The organism is Vampirovibrionales bacterium (assembly GCA_016712355.1).
Taxonomy (GTDB): Bacteria; Cyanobacteriota; Vampirovibrionia; order Vampirovibrionales; family Vampirovibrionaceae; genus JADJRF01.
In genome coordinates this window covers 532349-550080 of record JADJRF010000005.1, presented here as the reverse complement: position 1 = coordinate 550080, position 17732 = coordinate 532349, and the positions used below count along the sequence as shown (strand labels likewise).

Below are 17732 nucleotides of genomic sequence, written 5' to 3'. Positions count from 1 at the left end.
GTGAGGGGGATGTGGAGACTGACATCAGAAAACTCCCAAACGGCGCGCCCGTACAGGCGCTCTCAGCGTCAGTATCCGCTAATCTGGCCCGGCGGGGCTCCCCTGTGCGCAGGAATTTTAGCGGTTTGCGCCAGCAACGCCGTAGATGTCCGGGAACGGCTTAATCGTGGTCAATCTGCGCGCGTTGCAAGCGATCGCTATAATCGATAAAGCACGATTTCCACTCGCTGAAGACGTCCAGCGCTGTTTCGCCTGCATCGCGATGACCATTGCCCGTTTGCTTGACGCCGCCGAAAGGCAGATGGACCTCTGCCCCAATGGTTGGGGCGTTGATGTACGTGATACCGGCCTCGAGATCGCGTAAGGCCCGAAACGCCAGATTAACATCTTTGGTATAAACCGCTGTCGATAGTCCAAAGTCGCTGTCGTTGGCCGTTCGCACGGCTTCGTCAAAATCGGCGACCGGTATAAGCGCCGTCACCGGTCCAAAGATCTCTTCCTGGGCGATTCGCATGCCGGTTTTAACGTTGTCAAACAGCGTCGGCTGAACAAACCAGCCAGCGCCCGCGCGCGTATCGCGTTCGCCGCCTGTTAGCAGCGTTGCGCCTTCCTCTTTTCCAATGGCGATGTACTCTAAAATGCGTTTCATCGCCGCTTCGTTGACCACCGGCCCGATGCCGACGCCGTCTTGCAGGCCGTCGCCGAGTGTCAGGGACTTGATTTTAGCAATGAGCTTTTCTCGCAAGGCGTGGTGAATCTCGCGATGCGCAATGATGCGACTGGTTGCCGTGCAACGCTGCCCAGAGGTGCCGAACGCGCCCCAGACGATTCCTTCTACCGCCAGGTCCAGATTGGCGTCTGGCATAATAATCACGGCATTTTTACCGCCCATTTCCAGTGATACCCGCTTAAAGGCGGGCGCGCACCGCTCGTTGACCAGACGCCCCACTTCGCAAGAGCCGGTAAATGAGACCAGCCGAACGTCCGAATGGTCGATAATCGGCTGACCCACCGATCGTCCAGAACCGAAAACGACGTTCACGACGCCCGGAGGGATTCCCGCCTCTTCCAGAGCTTTTACCAAGAGCAGCGAGGACAGGGGCGTATCGCTGGCGGGCTTCAGAACGACGGTATTGCCGCAAATCAGCGCTGGCAAGATTTTCCACGAAGGAATCGCCATTGGGAAATTCCAGGGGGTGATCAGGCCGCAGACGCCCAAGGGCATTCTGACTGTCATACAGGCTTTCTCAGGCATTTCTGACGGCGTAGTGCGACCATACAGCCGTCGGCCTTCTCCTGCTGCATAGAAGCACATATCGATTGCTTCCTGGACGTCGCCGCGGGTCTCGGCCAGCACTTTGCCCATTTCTCGCGTCATCGCCTGGGCCATGGCTTCCTTGTGGGTAATCAGGATCTCGCCCGTCCGAAATAAAATCTCTCCCCGCCGCGGGGCGGGCGTTAGGCGCCAAGCGTCGAAAGCGGCTTTGGCAGCTTCTATGGCCGCATGCGCATCTGTCTCGTCCGATTCGGGGAAACGACCGATCAGGTCATCGGGGCGCGCCGGATTGCGGTTTTCGAATGTTCGTCCTGAGCGGGCAGGTATCCAGCGTCCGCCAATGATGTTGCCGAATGGCGCGTCCTCAGCTTTGGGGCGAAGCAACTGGTCAAATGAAGGCGCGGCGCCGCTAGACGGCGTAGATTTACGGGCAGACGTCATGGACTCTCTTTCCTCTCATTGGGCCCTCTCATTTGGCATCGAGGGACATCGCGTTTTTCTCATTCTACTGTGAGAAGACCCTCTACGCCAAGCGCGCCAAGAAGGGCCGAATGCCTTAATGCGCAGCTATTGCCAGCGCGCCGGGGTCCGATTCGCCCAGTCGGGCGCTGGTGGCGGCGGATCCGCCCATATTTTTCAGCATCAGATTCACGAAATACGACGTGCCCTGGATAAAGGCGCCGATTTTCGTCAGGGCGCGCTCGTCAAATCCAAACACATGGCCCTCGTGGTAAAACTTACCCAGTTTCTGAACGCCAGACAGCTTGAGCGCCGAACTGAGCGCCGAGGCGCCGTAGGCGAAACCGCTGGTCCGGTAGACCGAACTGAGCGCAAGCGGCCAGTCGCCGAAACGCGTAAACAGTCCGGCGGGAGTCCCCGAAAAATTCCCCCACACCAGGAGCGCGCTAAGGCCTTTATTCAGCTTTTGGGCTTGGGGCGTCTGCGCTTCAACCGTCTTGCCAATCGCCTTCAGCGCGGCATCATAAACCGATTTGGATCGAATCGCCACGCCCCCGAGCCCGGCGAACATAGCGGCGGCCATCACCGAATAGAGGACGCGTCCCAGGGTCGCATGACTATAAAACAGCGGCACGGCCGGGCCATCGGTAATCGGCGCCATAAAACGCGAAAAAGTGCTTTGATCGCGCATATAGGGCGGCGGATTGCTGATATTGCGGAAGGCTCGCCCAAAATCATGCATCGCCCGTTTGAAATTACGCCAACTGTGACGCGCCGTGTCGTTAAAGCTGTCAATTTCCTGACGCATATTGCGCCAGAAGACGTCGCCCAAACTGCGGCCGGGCGCCGCTTCTTCTGTCATATGGCGAATCGTGTCGCCTTTGGGATGCTCTACCAGAATACCGGGCGTGGATTGGGCTACTTTGGTAATGCTGAATAACCCTGTCAACAAGCCAATCGGCGCGACGGCGTTATATAACGACGAGATGTCGTGTAGTTTGAGTCCTTCGCGCGCCAGTTTTTCGATTTCAGCCTTGAGGCCGGGATTCTTCGGCAATTCGGCGAGCTTTTTGCCGATTTCCAGCGCCTTAAGGTTGTTTTTGAGCATTTTGGGCGCCAGCGCGAGACTGAAGAGCGAAAACGCGCCAAAGGCCACGCTTCTCATCCCATAGCCCTGAGCCAGGGCGCCGACGGCATTCAGACCGCCATAAACCACGTTAATCGCGGGAGCCGCCACGGCCATCTTGGTGAGAAAGCGCCCGATGGCGGGAGTGGTTTTTATAAACGGCAGCTTCAGAGCGTGCCCCGCTTGCAGCGAGTGCTCACCAATACTGCTGGCGCCCCATGCCAGAGCGCTGGCGATGCCCAGCGGCGGAATCAGAAGGCTCAGGTTCCAGTCTTTGGGATGCGCGCCCGGCGGCGTTTTGGCGCGTTCGCGCGTTTTTTCGATGCGGGTAGCGACATGGGGGGCGACAGGGGTTGGCGCAGGTATGGCGGGCCGGGCCTTGGCGATTAAGGCGTTTTCAACCGCGCGGCGCATCGGCGCGCGGGCTTCCTGAAGGGGGAAGGGCGCTGCCGCGGGGGGCGGGGGCCATAACGCTTGTGGCGGCGCAGCGAAGCGGCTTGCGGCAAGAGACGGATAGTAGACGTCATGGGAGCGGGGCGGCGTCAGCGCGCTGGGATTCGGATATGGCCAGCCGGGCGCGTACGCATACCCGCTGGCGGCGGGCCAATACGCAGAGACGTTGGCGCTATCCGGAAAAAACGTCACAGAGGGAATCCGTTTCGGTGTCAACCTTCGGAGAATAATGACTATAAAAGATGGGAGATGCCCCGTGCGCCCCTTGCGCTTGTGGTGGCCGTTCGCCTCGCAACAGCGCAAACGCGAACCCGTTTATATTAAAGTCGCAGGGCTTAAATGATTGCGCGCTCACGCACTCAAATAAAAATGCAGAAACGGCCAACGGGGATCGACACTCACTGGCGCTGCCGCCAAAATAGCACAACGGCGCTTTACGATCCGGCCCTGCGCACAGAGGATGTTACATTTGACGTGTTTGCCGTACCATTAAACATTGCTGATAGACGCTGATTTTGATTTCGGACGATAAGCCTGCGCCTCCATGAAGGGGCGTCGCTTTGCTGAAAATCGCGTTGTTTGGCGGTCTGACTCCCTTTGTATTTGCGCCCGATACCGAAACTTGAGGTTTGACGCTCTTATGTCCGCTTCCTCTTCCGCTAACCAATCCCCTACCACGTTACTGGATCCGACGCACAACATCTTTATGGACAGCGGCAGTCCGCTGGACGCTATCTTTTTGCCGCAGAATGTTGCGGTGATCGGCGCTACCGAGAAGCAGGGCAGCGTAGGCCGCACCTTGCTGTGGAATCTGCTGAGCAGCCCTTTTGGCGGGACGGTTTTCCCGGTCAACCCCAAACGTAAAAATGTACTGGGTATTCAGGCTTTTCCCTCGATCGCTGACGTGCCCGAACCCGTGGATCTGGCGGTCATCGTCACGCCTGCGGCCACGGCTCCGGGACTGGTAAAAGACTGCGTTGCCGCTGGCGTCAAAGGCTGCGTGATTATCAGCGCCGGATTTAAAGAAGTCGGCCCGGAAGGGGAGAAACTCGAGCAGGAGATTCTGGCCACGGCCCGCTCGGCCAATATGCGCATTATCGGGCCCAACTGTCTGGGCGTGATGAATCCGGTGACGGGGCTTAATGCGACCTTCGCGACAACCATCGCCCAGAAGGGGCAAGTCGGCTTTATCAGCCAAAGCGGCGCGCTGGGAACGGCGGTTCTGGACTGGAGCCTGCAAACCAACCTCGGCTTCAGTTCGTTTATCTCGATTGGCTCGATGCTGGACGTGGATTGGGGCGATCTGATCTACTACCTTGGAGACGACCCGAATACCGAGAGTATCGTCATCTACATGGAAAGCATTGGCAACGCCCGCTCGTTTATGTCCGCCGCGCGCGAAGTCGCTCTGAGTAAACCGATTATCGTGATTAAGCCCGGCAGGACGGAAGGCGCCGCCAAAGCTGCGGCTTCTCATACCGGCTCGATGACTGGCAGCGATGAGATTCTGGATGCTGCCTTCCGTCGTTGCGGCGTCCTGCGCGTCGATTCGATCGAAGAACTGTTCTCCATGGCCGAAGTTCTCGGCAAACAACCGACGCCGAAAGGGTCGCGCCTGACGATTCTCACCAACGCTGGCGGCCCGGGCGTTCTGGCGACGGATTCGCTGCTGGGAAATCGCGGAGAGCTGGCCATGCCGCGTCCCGATACCATGAAAGCGCTCAACGAAATCCTGCCGCCGCAATGGAGCCATAACAATCCGGTCGACGTGCTGGGTGACGCCAGCCCCGAACGTTACGCTCAGGCCTTGGACGTGTGTCTGGACGATGCCGATAGCGACGGCTTACTGGTGATTTTGACCCCGCAGGCGATGACCTCTCCTACGCCGACCGCCAAACTGTTGGCCGAAACTGTGCAGCGCCGCGCCGTTGAAAAGCCCGTTCTGGCGAGCTGGATGGGCGGCCAGGACGTCGCTGAAGGCGAAGCGATTCTTAACGATGCGGGCATTCCCACTTTTCCGTACCCGGACGATGCTGCCAAGGCCTTTGCCATGATGTGCCGTCGCGGTCGTAATATGCGCCTGCTCTATGAAACGCCCTCTCTGGCATCGCACTGGACGCTGGAAGATGCGCAACGGCAAGGACTCGAAGATATTCTTAACTCTGCGCGCAAAGGCGGCCGAACGATCCTGACCGAATGGGAGTCGAAGCAGATTCTGTCGGCCTACAATATTCCCACCGTCGCAACAGAAATTGCTCGCAGCGCCGATGAGGCTGCGCGGGCCGCCGATGCGATCGGCTATCCCGTCGTCATCAAGCTGCATTCGGAGACGATTACCCACAAGACCGATGTGGGGGGCGTCAAGCTCAATCTCCATAATGCCGACGCCGTGCGCAAGGCGTATCAAGAGATGCATGCGTCTGTGACGCAGCGCCATGGCAAGCCCAGCGACTTTCTGGGCGTCACTGTGCAACCGATGGTCAAGCTCGACGGGTACGAACTGATCATTGGCAGCAGCATCGATCCTCAATTCGGTCCGGTGCTGGTGTTTGGCTCGGGCGGTCAACTGGTAGAGGTCTTTAAAGACATTTCTCATGGCTTGCCCCCGCTGAATTCCACGCTGGCGCGCCGGATGATTGAGCGCACCAAAATCTATCACGCTTTGCAAGGCGTTCGTGGCCGCGCGCCTGTGAATCAGTCCGCGCTAGAAGAGCTCATTGTGCGCTTCTCGCAGTTGGTCGTCGAGCAGCCGTGGATTAAGGAAATCGAAATTAACCCGCTGCTGGCCTCAGACTCTCATCTGACGGCGCTCGATGCGCGCGTCATTCTTCATGAAGCCAATGTCGACTTATCCACGGCGCCGGCTCCCTCGATTCGTCCGTATCCAGAGCAATACGTGGGCTCTTATAAGATTAAAGACGGAGCGCCCTTGGTGATCCGCCCCATTCGCCCGGAAGACGAGCCCTTAATGAAAACCTTCCACCAGTTGCTTTCGGATCAGACGATTGTCGATTTGTACTCGCGTCTGGTGCCCCTTGGCGAGCGCACAGCCCATGAGCGTCTTTCTCGCGTGACTTCCAACGATTACGATCGTGAGATTGCCCTGATTGCTCTGGAAGCGGACCCGAAAACCGGCGAACAGTCCATTGTGGGAATTGCCCGACTCAGTAAGCGCCGCGTAGCCTCTCAAGAAGCCCGTTTTCGCGTTCTGATTGCTGATCGGCTTCAGGGCAAAGGTCTGGGCAAAGAGTTGCTGCGACGGTTGATCGAAATCGGACGTCAAGAGAAGCTGACGATGATCAAAGGCGAAATTCTGAACAAGAATGACCGTATGAAGGCGATTTGCGAGAGCTTCGGCTTCGAAATCCGCCCTCAGTCCGGTCGCGATCAGATGACCGCAGAACTGGATCTGACCCGCGCGCCAGCGGCTTGCCGATAACGCGCGCTGCTTTCACACTGAAAAAGGCCCGGGTCGCGTTGATTCGGGCCTTTTTCGTAGAATCGTCTGCTTGGGGCGCGGGCGCGCGGGTTGCGTTTAAAACAGCGTATAAATAAACGGCGCGACAATTGTCCCTTGAGCCAGTACGACGAGAACGCCCACCAGCAACAGCAGCAAAATAATGGGTGTGAGCCAGAACTTTTTACGTTCGCTCAAGAATTGCGCCAGATCTTTGAGTAAATCCATCATTACCAGGGTTTCTCCCAATGGGTTGTGGGTCGTTGTGGGCTGACGACGCGATAGGAATCCGCTTGGGCTTCCAGCTTGCGGCGCATCGGGTCGGCGCCGCTGGCGCGCATCAGCAGGCCAATGGGCAGCACAGCCGCGTAAAACATAAGGGCGAGAATCACGCGCGAGACGATGGGGCCGATAAAATCGCCGATGCGCATCATCGTCCAGTACAGGGGGAACATCGCGGACGGGACGATCAGCGCCAGAGCGGCAATCACGCCGGCGGTCGGAAACACCCATGACGGCGCAGGATGATGCCCCAGCCACGGGCGCAGGACGCCGAACATAAGCGCCAGCAGCCCTGCGAACAACAGGCCGAAATCACGCAGTTGTCGACGACTTAAAGGCTTGGAAGAGGGGGAATGCGCGCTCATTAGTCGAGTTCAAACTCCTTTTTCCAGGCGTCATCTTTCCAGAGTTTGCCGCTGGGGTCGGTGTCGGGCTGCTCACTCTTCAGCAGTAAGAAATTCTCGACGACCAGCGCATCCATCTCGGTGCGCATAAAGCAGCGGTAAGCGTCGGCGGGGGTGCAGACAATGGGCTCGCCTCGAACATTGAACGACGTGTTGACGATCGTTGGACAGCCGGTCTTGGCTTCAAACGCTTTAATTAATGCCCAGTAGCGTGGATTTGTGCCTTCATGCACCGTCTGCACCCGGGCAGAATAATCCACATGGGTGATGGCTGGAACAGTTGAGCGCGGTACGTTCAGCTTGTCGATACCGAATAACGCTTCCTGTTCCGCGTTCATGGCGACGCGCAGATCCTTGCGGACCGGTGCCACCAGCAGCATATAGGGGCTATCGGCGTCCATCTCGAACACGTCGGCGACCCGCTCTCGCAGAACGGAAGGCGCAAAAGGCCGAAACGATTCGCGGTACTTGATTTTCAGGTTCATCACCGATTGCATCTTGCGACTGCGCGCGTCGCCGATAATCGAGCGGCCGCCCAGAGCGCGCGGGCCAAATTCCATACGGCCCTGAAACCAGCCGACGACCTGTTCATCGGCCAGGATGTCCGCCAGACGTGGTAATAGCGCTTCGTCCGGTAACTGGGTATAACGCGCGCCCACGGCGTCTAACGCTTCGCGGATTTCCGTGTCGGCAAAACGCGGGCCCAGATACGAGCCTTTCATGGCGTCCAGCTTGCCGTTATGATTGGGTGCGGGCCGCTCTTGCCCGTAGTATTCGTGCCATACGCCCAACGCCGCGCCCAGCGCGCCGCCGGCATCGCCCGCCGCCGGTTGGATCCATAGCGACTCAAACGGGCCTTCGCGCAGAATTCGACCGTTAGCCACACAGTTAAGGGCAACGCCGCCCGCCAGACAAAGCGCTTTCTGGCCGGTTTCCTGACGCATGGTCCGCGCCAGACGCAGCACGACCTCTTCGGTCACATCCTGAATCGAGCGCGCAATGTCCATTTCCCGCTGGGTCAACAAGGCTTCGCCTTGACGCGCAGGGCCGCCGAACAGGTCTGCAAAACGCCGGTTGGTCATCGTCAAACCCGTGGCGTAATTGAAATAGGCCATATTCAGGCGAAACGTGCCGTCGGGCTTGATGTCAATCAGATGATCGCGAATCAGTTGCGAATAGCGGGGTTCGCCATAGGGCGCAAGCCCCATCAGCTTGTATTCGCCGGAATTGACTTTAAACCCCGTGAAATACGTAAAAGCAGAGTACAACAACCCCAACGAATGCGGAAAATCAATCTCCCACAGCGGGGTTAGCGCAGCGCCATCTCCCAGCCACGCGCTGGTGGTGCCCCACTCTCCGACGCCATCCAGGCATAACACCGCCGCCGACTCAAATGGGCTGGGGTAAAAGGCGGAAGCCGCGTGAGATCGGTGATGATCCCCAAACAGCAGGGGGGGCAAGTCATTTTGCTTGCATGCGCCGAGTTCGGCCAGCGCTTTTTTCAATGTGCGTTTCAGAAAGAGCTTTTCGCGAAGCCACACGGGCATCGCCGACGAGAATGAGGCGAGCCCTGCAGGCGCAAAGCTCAGATAAGTCTCCAGCAGTCGCTCGAATTTAAGCAGGGGCTTGTCGTAGAAGGCGATCGCGTCAACGTCGGCAAGCGTCAGGCCAGCCTCACGCAAGCAATACGCTGCCGCATGATGCGGAAATCCAGGATCATGCTTTTTACGCGTGAACCGCTCTTCTTGCGCAGCGGCGATAATGTCGCCATCGCGCACCAGTGCGGCGGCGCTATCGTGGTAATAGGCGGAAATCCCAAGGATGGTTTTGGAAGAGCGGGTCATGGCGGCGTCCGGTTCAGGGCTCAAAGAGAAGATACTACGGTAATAATAAATTGAAAAGTGGTTTTTTATATCCCTGTATGTGTTCGACAAGTGTAAAAGCGAATAGCGTTTTGCGCGTTCGCTGCCCATTTTACGAGGTCTGCCGATGCGGCGCTATCACGCCGTTAACCCGATTTGCGCGCTTGTCTTGTGTTCTGGCGGCAGCGGGGCTCCAGAGCGCTTAGAAGTCGGGCGTGAGGATGTCTTTGAGATCCTCAAACGACAGCAGCTTGCCCATGGCCCGATCGGCGGAAATGATGGAATCGACCAGATCGCGTTTGCGGCCTTTGAGCTTCATGATCTTTTCTTCAACGGTTCCGCGCGTGACCATGCGGTAGACGAAAACCGTTTTGGTCTGGCCGATGCGATGGGCGCGGTCCGCAGCCTGATCTTCGGCGGCCGGGTTCCACCACGGGTCATACAGGAAGACGTAGTCGGCGCCAGTGAGGTTGAGCCCGGTGCCGCCCGCTTTGAGACTGATGAGGAAGATGGGGATCGACTCGTCGCGGTTGAAGCGATCCACGATTTCGCCGCGTTTTTCAGACGGCGTTTCGCCGGTGAGGTACTCATAGCGAACGCCTTCCACTTCCAGCCACGCGCGAACAATTTTGAGCATTTCGACAAACTGGCTGTAAAACAGAATCCGCCCGCCCTCTTCCATGATTTCCATAAGCATGGGTTTGATGGCTTCAAACTTGCCAGACTCTTTCACGCCCTTGGAAAGCTCGTCTCCCAACAGGCTGGGGTGACAGCAAATTTGTCGCAACCGCAGCAGCGCCGAGAAAATCGACATCTGACTGCCGTCGACGCCGCGATCGGCTACTTGCGAGAATACCTCGTCGCGCGTCTTTTCCAGAATATCCAGATACAGTTCCTGCTGGGCTTCGGTCAATTCGCAGTACGACAGACTTTCTACTTTGGGGGGCAAGTCTTTGGCGACGTCCTGCTTTAATCGCCGCAGGATAAACGGAAACACCTGTTTTTTGAGACGGCGTTCAGCGTCAATATTGCCGCGCTCTTCGATCGGGGTCACGTAGCGATACCGAAACTCGTCAATATCGTACAAAAATTTCGGCATCAAGAAGTCAAACACTGACCACAGCTCTAATAGCCGGTTTTCAATCGGCGTCCCTGAAAGCGCCAGGCGATGATTGCACTGGAGCTTCTTGGCCGCCTTGGCCGTGAGTGATTCCCAGTTTTTGATGTTCTGCGATTCATCCAGAATCACGGTGCGAAACGAGTAGCCTTTCAGCGCGCGCGCATCGCGGCGCATGAGCGCATAGCTCGTCACCACCAGATCGGCGTCTTCAATCTGACGGTAGATCAGATGCCGATCGCTTCCCGTCAGCTGCACTACCTTGAGATCGGGCGTAAAGCGGCGCGCTTCGTTGACCCAGTTATAGACGATCGAACTGGGACAGACCACCAGCGACGGCTTGGATCCGTCCTTGTCTTTGGCGTGTTGCAGTAGCACCAGCGTCTGTAGCGTTTTACCCAAGCCCATATCGTCGGCCAGAATTCCGTTGAGGCCATACGAGTACAGGAACCACAGCCAGTTGAAGCCTTGCTTCTGGTAGGGGCGCAGATCGGCGTTGACCTTCTCAGGAATCGGCGCGTCTTCCAGCGTGTTGAACGAGGTGATGAGTTTCCAGAACTGGGCGAACTTGTCGCTCATTTCCAGCTCGACGCCTTGTTCGAGCAGTTCGCCGATCAGACCCACTTTGAACGTCTCCACGCGATAGACGTCAAACCCGTCGGCATCTTCCATCTTCTCGGCATCCAGCGCCTGGAGCGTGCGGTTGAACTGTAAAATCGCGGCCAGCGGAATCTCCACGTAGCCCGATCCGTGCATCAAAAAGTATTTCTTGCCTTGGAGCATCTGCTCGCGTACGTCGTCGATGTCCATCACGTCATCGCCCAGACGGCAGAAGATTTTCATCTTGAAGTGGTCGACCGATTCGTCAAAATCCGTTTCGGCGCATACTTTGAGGGGATGATCGGCGACATTCAGCGAGGAGAAATCGTCCCCCTCCTTGGTTTTGATCGTCCAGTCGTCGCCCAGCTTCTTGAGAGAGACGTTATAAAAATCAATGGCGTTGTCGCCTTCGGCCTGCAAATAGTTGGTTTGGACAGGATCGAGCTTGCCATCGAGCAATTGCTGATAAGCGGCCTGCTCGGCCTTAAAGTCGCGTTTAATCCAGTATAGTTTTTCCTGGGATTTTTTGACGATCATGATGTAGGGCGTGTCGGGCGTGGCTTTGCTGTAGGGGGCCGTGGCGTCGTCATAGCCAAACTCCAGCGATGCGCGGATTTTCAGCATCGCCGGGTCAATCATCTCCAGATTCAGTATTTTTTGCGGCGGGCGTTGTTTGAGGGCCGCCTGTAGAGCGCCGTCGGTTTCGTCAATGGCGACGGCGCGGCGCAGCTTGGGCAGCTCCTCGTACATAAACTTGCCGCCGTCGGCGTCGCGAATATCGGTGAACGTCGCGCGCGTGAGCTTTTGCGGCAGTGCGTCCAGCGAGGGCGACAAGCGGTAAAGGCGGTTTTTCAGCAGGCCGTATCGACAACTCGGGCTGAATAGCGCTACTTCTTCCAGTGGGTAGGCGTCTTCCGGGTCTTTACGTCGCCAGTGCAGCGACACCAGAACGTTACCCGCCATCGAGACATTCACGCCCATGACCAGCTCAAGCGGCTCGCTCTCAAACAGAATCCGATGATTGTCCGTATCGCAGACTTCCTCGACTTGCGCAAGGAGCGCAAACAGCTCTTCGGCGGTATCGGGGGTCATGTGATACCAGCCGTCTTTCGCCTGAATCTGCTCGTGTTGATAGATAAACTTCAACACGTTGACTTCGCGGCGCGTGGCTTCGCTGAGTTCCAGCGCGTGCTGGCCCTGCATCTCAATAATGCGCATCAGCAACGGCTCAATCTCTTTGACCAGTCGCCCGGTCTGACGATCGAGGAATTTCAGGCTAATGCGGTTTTTCTTTTTCTTCTCGCTGAGAAAAATCCGGTAACTGCCCATGTAGTCGTCGGCCGTTTCCACGACTTCCGCCGGGCAGGTGACGTCTTCAATGGGAATATCCCAGAATTCTTCCCACAGGTTTTGTTCGATGCATTCGAGCCCCACCGAGACAGCATGCTTGCACCATTCTTCTTCCAGCGGGCAATCGCAGTGGGCCGCCACGGCTTGTGGCGAGAAGGCAAGGTTAATCGTGTAAGATTCCTTGAACTTGCCTTTGACCTTGGCCTGAACCCCTGTTTCGGTAAAGCGGATGTCGGTGACGTGGCGGGTCCTGAAATAGCCATAGCCTCGGCGCCAGCTGCCAGCGCGCGCATGGCGCTTGATGTAGCCGAAATTGAAAAGAATCTCAGGTTGGGCGCTTGTTCGATTCACAGCTGCCGTCGTGGGTTGGAGTGTCATAAAAGAAAGCGGTTCAAAGGATTTCTGAAACGGCGGGAGGTTTGCGGCGAGGGCCCGCGAAAAAAATGATAGCCGTTACAACGCGTACCGATAAACGCTCAGAGCCATTCGACGGGATGATCAGCGGGGGATGGCGTTTTGCGCCAAAACCAAAAAACACAAAGCGGAAACCGGTCAACCCCACTGCGCACTGCCGACATTCTCTGGCCGACGCTGATCAGATTGTTGCCGAAACCGCCGCGTTTTGCAAGTGAAGGGCGGCGCCTCCGAGTCGCTTGCGTGGCCCGGTTTATCCTTGGGCGGTAACGGGCGGCGCCGTAGACGGCGCACACAACTGATTGATATAGAGCGGCTTATTGGCGCTGTACTCTGCGCTAAAGTAGTCAATGACGATGATCTCAGTCCGATGGCCCGGATGCAGGTTAAAAATCAGGCGATCGACCAGCGTGTGCATGAGATAAACGCCTCGGCCATGGGTATCGAGCAATCCGGCGCCGCTGATATTGCGCTCCAGCCAGTACAGAATATCATCCGCTGTGATGCGGCCGCCCTGATCAACAATGCTGACGCCAATGCGTTCGGCGTCGCGCCCGTACTGCACCTGCACCCACTCGCACGGATCCAGCGCCTCGATTTCCTGGCCTTTTCGGTATTTCTGCGAGCCGTCGGGCAGTTTGATCGCGTGGTAGACGGCATTGGTAATGGCTTCCAGCAGCGCTGTTGAAAGGCCATCGACATTGCGCACCGGATTCGCGCTGAAGAAATCGCGCAACTGGTAGAACACCGTCATGATATCGGCGCTTTTCTGGATGGTTTCTTCCACAATAACGGCATCGGCGTTCAGATAGCGTGACAGACCAAAGCTGGCTTGGGCATTGAGCAGGTTGTCGACAACGCTGGACAACTCCTCAAAGTTAAACGGCGCGGTTTTGGCGATGATATTAAGCACGCCGGTTTCTTTCGCCAGGCGAATGTAATCGTCTATCTGATAGGCTGTCATCAGCGCGATACGGCTATCGGGCGAGGCCTCGCGCACGTGACGCAGCAGCTTGAAGCCGTCTTCATCCGGCAAGTGAATATCGCTGATAATGAGATCAAAGGCGGGCAAACGATCGCGGTTTCTCTGGGCGAGCAGTGCGCGGGCTGAAGCGCAATCGGCGCAGGCGCTGACTTGCAGACGATAAGCGCCCGAATGAAAGTTCATCAGATAATGCGCCACGCTGTCGCGAATCGTATCGTCATCGTCGACGATGAGAATTCGGAAGGCCTCGGAGGGCGCGGCGGTATCGGGGGTCGTCATGGCGCTCTCGCTACTCCAGTATCTGGGCTGGCTCGTCGTCAAACAGCGGTAGCGCGACGCTGAAGACGCTGCCTTGACCCGGATGACTTTTAACACTCAGCATTCCGCCGTGCTGTTCCAGCGTGCGGTAACTGATGCTCAGGCCCAATCCCACGCCTTCGGCGCCTTTGGTTGTAAAGAACGGATCAAAAATGCGCGACAGGGCCGTCGGATCAATCCCCGGGCCGCCGTCTCGTACATGCGCCACCGCAAATCGTTGGCGCTCCTTGCCGTCGTAACGTTCGTCAAACCACACGTGGATAGGTCCTACGCCGCCGGTTGCCTCACAGGCGTTCTTGAACAGATTGTAAAACACCTGTTCAATTTTAATGCGATCGCATAGGACGTCCAGATCGCGATCCGGCTTGTCGAGCGTGAGCTTGAGACGGGCAAACCCCGGATGCGTACGCAAGGCTTCAATGGTATCTTCCGCAAGGCGAGACATATTCTCGAGCGTGAGCTTCAGCTTGGTCGGGCGTGAAAAATTCAGCAGTTCGGTCACCAGGGTCGAGGCCTTCTGCGCCTCGCGCTCGATTTTGGCTAATTCGCTCAGCGTGGTTCGGGCAAGAGCGGCGGTTTCGCTGTCAGCGCTTGCCCCCACAGCGGTTTGTGACCAGCGCTTGAGCGCCATTCTCGCCAACTGCGTACTCATTGAGATGCCGGTCAGCGGATTGTTCAGCTCATGCGCGACGCCGGAGATCATCGTGCCGATCGAGGCCAGTTTCTTCGATTGATACAGTTCATCGCGGATTTTCTCCAGTGCGCGCTGGCTCTGAACGATTTGCGTGATGTTATTGAAAATCAGGATCCACACGTCCCGCGAGGGCTCTTGCGGCGATTCTCCGCTCAAATGCACGGCCTTGAGCGTAAAACCAAACGTTTCTTCTCCGCCAGGCAGCGACAACTGGGCTTCGGAGCGGGCGATATCGCCCACGGCGTTCTGAAGCGTCGTACGCAAAGGGCTCAACGCTTGCGGAAGTTCATCGAGATGATGAAAGCGCTTATCGCCTTCGAGCCTCAGCAGCTCGTAAGCGCGCCGATTCATAAACAGTAGATTGCCGTCCGGGTCGTAGAAGAGAATCCCAGACGGCAGCGCCTCAAAGACGTCGCGTAATCCATCAAAGCCCTGCGTTACCATTGCGTCACCATGGCCCGTTCTCCATCGGCGAGAGCGCTGTCACGCGGGCCTTGGTATCCATGCGCTGGCCAACGGCCAGATAGCAGGTTTCTCCCATATCGCTCAGGCTTCGCCGCCTTCCGACCGCCTCCGGTCGAGGGGCGCAGTGCAGCACGCCGCGATTATCCGCGTTGACGCTGGCGAAGGCCATGCGATTCAAACCGTAATACACCACGTTGAGCAAAATGTTGGCTGGAACCGTGCCGGCCTTTTCGGCCAGAGCGCGCCGAAAGCGCTCTTTCTGCTCCGGGGCGAAACGAAACACCGGAATCGGATTTTTCTTGATAGGCAATTGCAGATAGGTGGCAGGAAACGGACGACTCTTGCCTTTCAGAGGCGGGATTTTGCGAGATGCGTGCGCGGTTTTAAATCGAATCGGGCGAATCAGCCCTGTTGCCGGCGTCCGAACGATGGAACATTGCCAGCGCGCCGTCTGCGCGCGCGGGGCAACAATGGCAATGCGAATTGCGCGTCGTCGCTTCATCGGTTCAAAATCGACGGCCCACGACCCCGGTCGAAACCGATCGAATAACGAGATGGCGCAAGCGGCTACTTCCATTTCGCAAGCCCCGTCGCCACGAATCGTCGCGGGGCGATCGCCTGCCAGCGCTGCGCGTTTGGCCTCAATGGCGGGCCATTGCGTCTCGACCGATCCTGTTCGAGGGCGCGTTATGCGATCCGGCGATGCCGCAATGGTCTGGGTTCGGAGTTGGGGATCGACGTAAGTCAGATCGCATGCCAGCGCAACATCGGCTTCTCGGCACACCACCTGGCGCATGAGGAGCGCCAGCGTTGATTTAAGCTCATGGGCCGCCTTGTCGAACATGTTATCCGTCATTGCGCAGCCCCGCCTCCTGACAGATGCTTTCGAGCGCGCGTTCAATGCGGCGTAAGGGCTCGGTCAGCTCCATCGATTGTCCGGCAAGCGCCAGCAGTTCGAGATCCAGCGGCGGCGTTTCGCTTGCGGCATCGTCGTCTGCGGATTCTCCTGCGTGCTGAGACGAGAGCTGTAAGCGTAACGGATTGCCTTCGCGAGAGACCTGGGCCAGAATTTCGTAGGGCGTCAGTCGTTGCCAGTCGCCGGGATCTCCGATTTTAGGCGTTTTAGTTTCCGAGACGCGCACCACGGTGAAGGTTTTGCTCGGACAATTCAGCAGCTTCTCGTCTTCCACCAGCAACAGTGAAAACGCGCTTTCCAGACTCTTAACGATTGTCTCAAGAATCACTTCGCCCTTAATGTAATTCCCCAGGGCCTGTCCGTAAAGAATCTGCTGGATTTTAGTCGGCTGGATGGGTTCGGTATACCGGAATTCAATGGGCAGTCCCCGCCCATCGGTTACCATTGCCCCGCCGATATAGACGTTGGGAATGGGCGATGCGATGAGCAGATACCCCAGACGAACCTCTTCCTGCTTCATAGCGCCGTCTGCGCCTCGATACAAGGCGAAATGGCGCGCAGGGAACGAAAGCGCGTGGTCATTGGCTCAGTTTCCCTTTGAGGCGCATGATGGCTTGCGCGTGCAATTGACACACGCGCGATTCCGACACGCAGATGATGTCGCCGATTTCTTTCAGCGTCATATTCTCGTGATAATACAGCGCTACCAGCAGCTTTTCGCGTTCAGGCAACGAGGCGATAGCTTCTGCCAGACGCTTGCGTAATTCCAGCGCCTCAAATTCGCCTTGCGGGTCGGGGCTGTTTTTGTCTTCGACCGAGTCAATGAGCGCGTTACCGCTGGAATCGTCTGATCCCCAGCTTTCATCAAGCGACAAGACCAGATTACTGCTTTCGGCCAACATGGTTTTAAGCTTGTTTTTCTCGACGCCCAGTTCGTCGGCCAGCTCGTCGTTGGTAGGCGTTCGTCCCAGACGTTCTTCCAGGCGTTGCATGGCCTCGCTCAGCTCGCGACTGCGCTTGCGAACCCCGCGCGGAATCCAGTCCTGGAAGCGCAGCTGATCAATAATCGAGCCGCGAATCCGCGAGACGGCGTAAGTTTCAAACTTCAGGCCGCGATCCGGATCAAAGCGCTCGACGGCTTCCATCAGGCCCATGGTGCCGTAGCTGATGAGATCCTCTTGAGCGATACTCACCGGTAAGGAAATCGGCAGGCGATTCACGACATAACGCACCAGATGCAGGTAATGCAGGATCAGCTTCTCGCGAAGCTGGGCGTTCTGCGGCTGTTTACGATATGCCTGCCACAGGGCGCGCAATTCATCGGCGAGCGCGGCTTTTTCGGCCTCGGATTTGCCGGACGGCGTCCTAGGAAGAGACCGTGGCGTCTCGGACATGCTCAACTCAAACTCATCTTGCGTGTGGGCGGCAGCGGGTGCGGCGGGCGGCGCAAGGCGCGCGCAGATTCTCAGATCCACTGAGACGTCGACTTGATCCCATTATAAATTGTCTGGAGCTGGAACCAAGCCCCCCGTCCATAAATCGGCTATTCAGAGG

At 57.4% G+C, this 17732-nt stretch carries 12 protein-coding genes; 1 reads left to right on the top strand and 11 read right to left on the bottom strand.

Going from position 1 to position 17732, the window contains the following annotated elements; genetic code table 11:
* Nucleotides 1–160: 160 nt before the first annotated feature.
* Together IPK79_03955 and IPK79_03950 are read right to left on the bottom strand one after the other, a co-directional pair.
* A complete protein-coding gene (locus tag IPK79_03955; GenBank protein MBK8189583.1) occupies nt 161–1717 on the bottom strand; it encodes an aldehyde dehydrogenase family protein in 1557 nt (518 codons plus the stop codon).
* Between the two features lie 115 nt (nt 1718–1832).
* Nucleotides 1833–3506, bottom strand: coding sequence for a hypothetical protein (locus IPK79_03950; protein MBK8189582.1), 1674 nt, complete (start codon nt 3504–3506; stop codon nt 1833–1835).
* Between the two features lie 514 nt (nt 3507–4020).
* Here IPK79_03950 and IPK79_03945 point away from each other — a divergent pair.
* Entirely contained in the window at nt 4021–6753 is a 2733-nt protein-coding gene (locus IPK79_03945) for a bifunctional acetate--CoA ligase family protein/GNAT family N-acetyltransferase (protein ID MBK8189581.1), read from the top strand.
* Nucleotides 6754–6849: 96 nt separating this feature from the next.
* Here IPK79_03945 and IPK79_03940 read toward each other — a convergent pair whose 3' ends face one another.
* The 9 genes from IPK79_03940 to IPK79_03900 all read right to left on the bottom strand — a co-directional run bounded on the left by IPK79_03940 (nt 6850) and on the right by IPK79_03900 (nt 17572).
* Nucleotides 6850–7002 (bottom strand): hypothetical protein, encoded by a 153-nt coding sequence (locus tag IPK79_03940; protein MBK8189580.1) that lies wholly within the window; start codon nt 7000–7002, stop codon nt 6850–6852.
* A complete protein-coding gene (locus tag IPK79_03935) occupies nt 7002–7418 on the bottom strand; it encodes a sxtJ (protein MBK8189579.1) in 417 nt (138 codons plus the stop codon). The genes IPK79_03940 and IPK79_03935 overlap by 1 nt, the downstream gene beginning before the upstream one ends.
* Complete coding sequence (locus tag IPK79_03930) at nt 7418–9301, bottom strand: carbamoyltransferase (protein ID MBK8189578.1); 1884 nt, start codon at nt 9299–9301, stop codon at nt 7418–7420. The genes IPK79_03935 and IPK79_03930 overlap by 1 nt, the downstream gene beginning before the upstream one ends.
* Before the next feature lie 220 nt (nt 9302–9521).
* The gene (locus IPK79_03925; protein ID MBK8189577.1) at nt 9522–12737 is read right to left on the bottom strand and encodes an SNF2 helicase associated domain-containing protein; all 3216 of its coding nucleotides are present in this window, start codon (nt 12735–12737) and stop codon (nt 9522–9524) included.
* 316 nt (nt 12738–13053) lie between these two features.
* Nucleotides 13054–14064 (bottom strand): response regulator, encoded by a 1011-nt coding sequence (locus tag IPK79_03920; GenBank protein ID MBK8189576.1) that lies wholly within the window; start codon nt 14062–14064, stop codon nt 13054–13056.
* A gap of 10 nt (nt 14065–14074) precedes the next feature.
* Nucleotides 14075–15241, bottom strand: coding sequence for a PAS domain-containing protein (locus IPK79_03915; protein ID MBK8189575.1), 1167 nt, complete (start codon nt 15239–15241; stop codon nt 14075–14077).
* A 4-nt stretch (nt 15242–15245) separates the two neighbouring features.
* Nucleotides 15246–16118 carry a hypothetical protein gene (locus tag IPK79_03910; protein ID MBK8189574.1) on the bottom strand — a complete coding sequence of 291 codons (873 nt, stop codon included), beginning with the start codon at nt 16116–16118 and terminating at the stop codon, nt 15246–15248.
* The gene (locus tag IPK79_03905) at nt 16108–16698 is read right to left on the bottom strand and encodes a hypothetical protein (GenBank protein MBK8189573.1); all 591 of its coding nucleotides are present in this window, start codon (nt 16696–16698) and stop codon (nt 16108–16110) included. The genes IPK79_03910 and IPK79_03905 overlap by 11 nt, the downstream gene beginning before the upstream one ends.
* Nucleotides 16699–16756: 58 nt before the next feature.
* Nucleotides 16757–17572, bottom strand: coding sequence for a FliA/WhiG family RNA polymerase sigma factor (locus tag IPK79_03900; GenBank protein ID MBK8189572.1), 816 nt, complete (start codon nt 17570–17572; stop codon nt 16757–16759).
* Between the last annotated feature and the right edge of the window lie 160 nt (nt 17573–17732).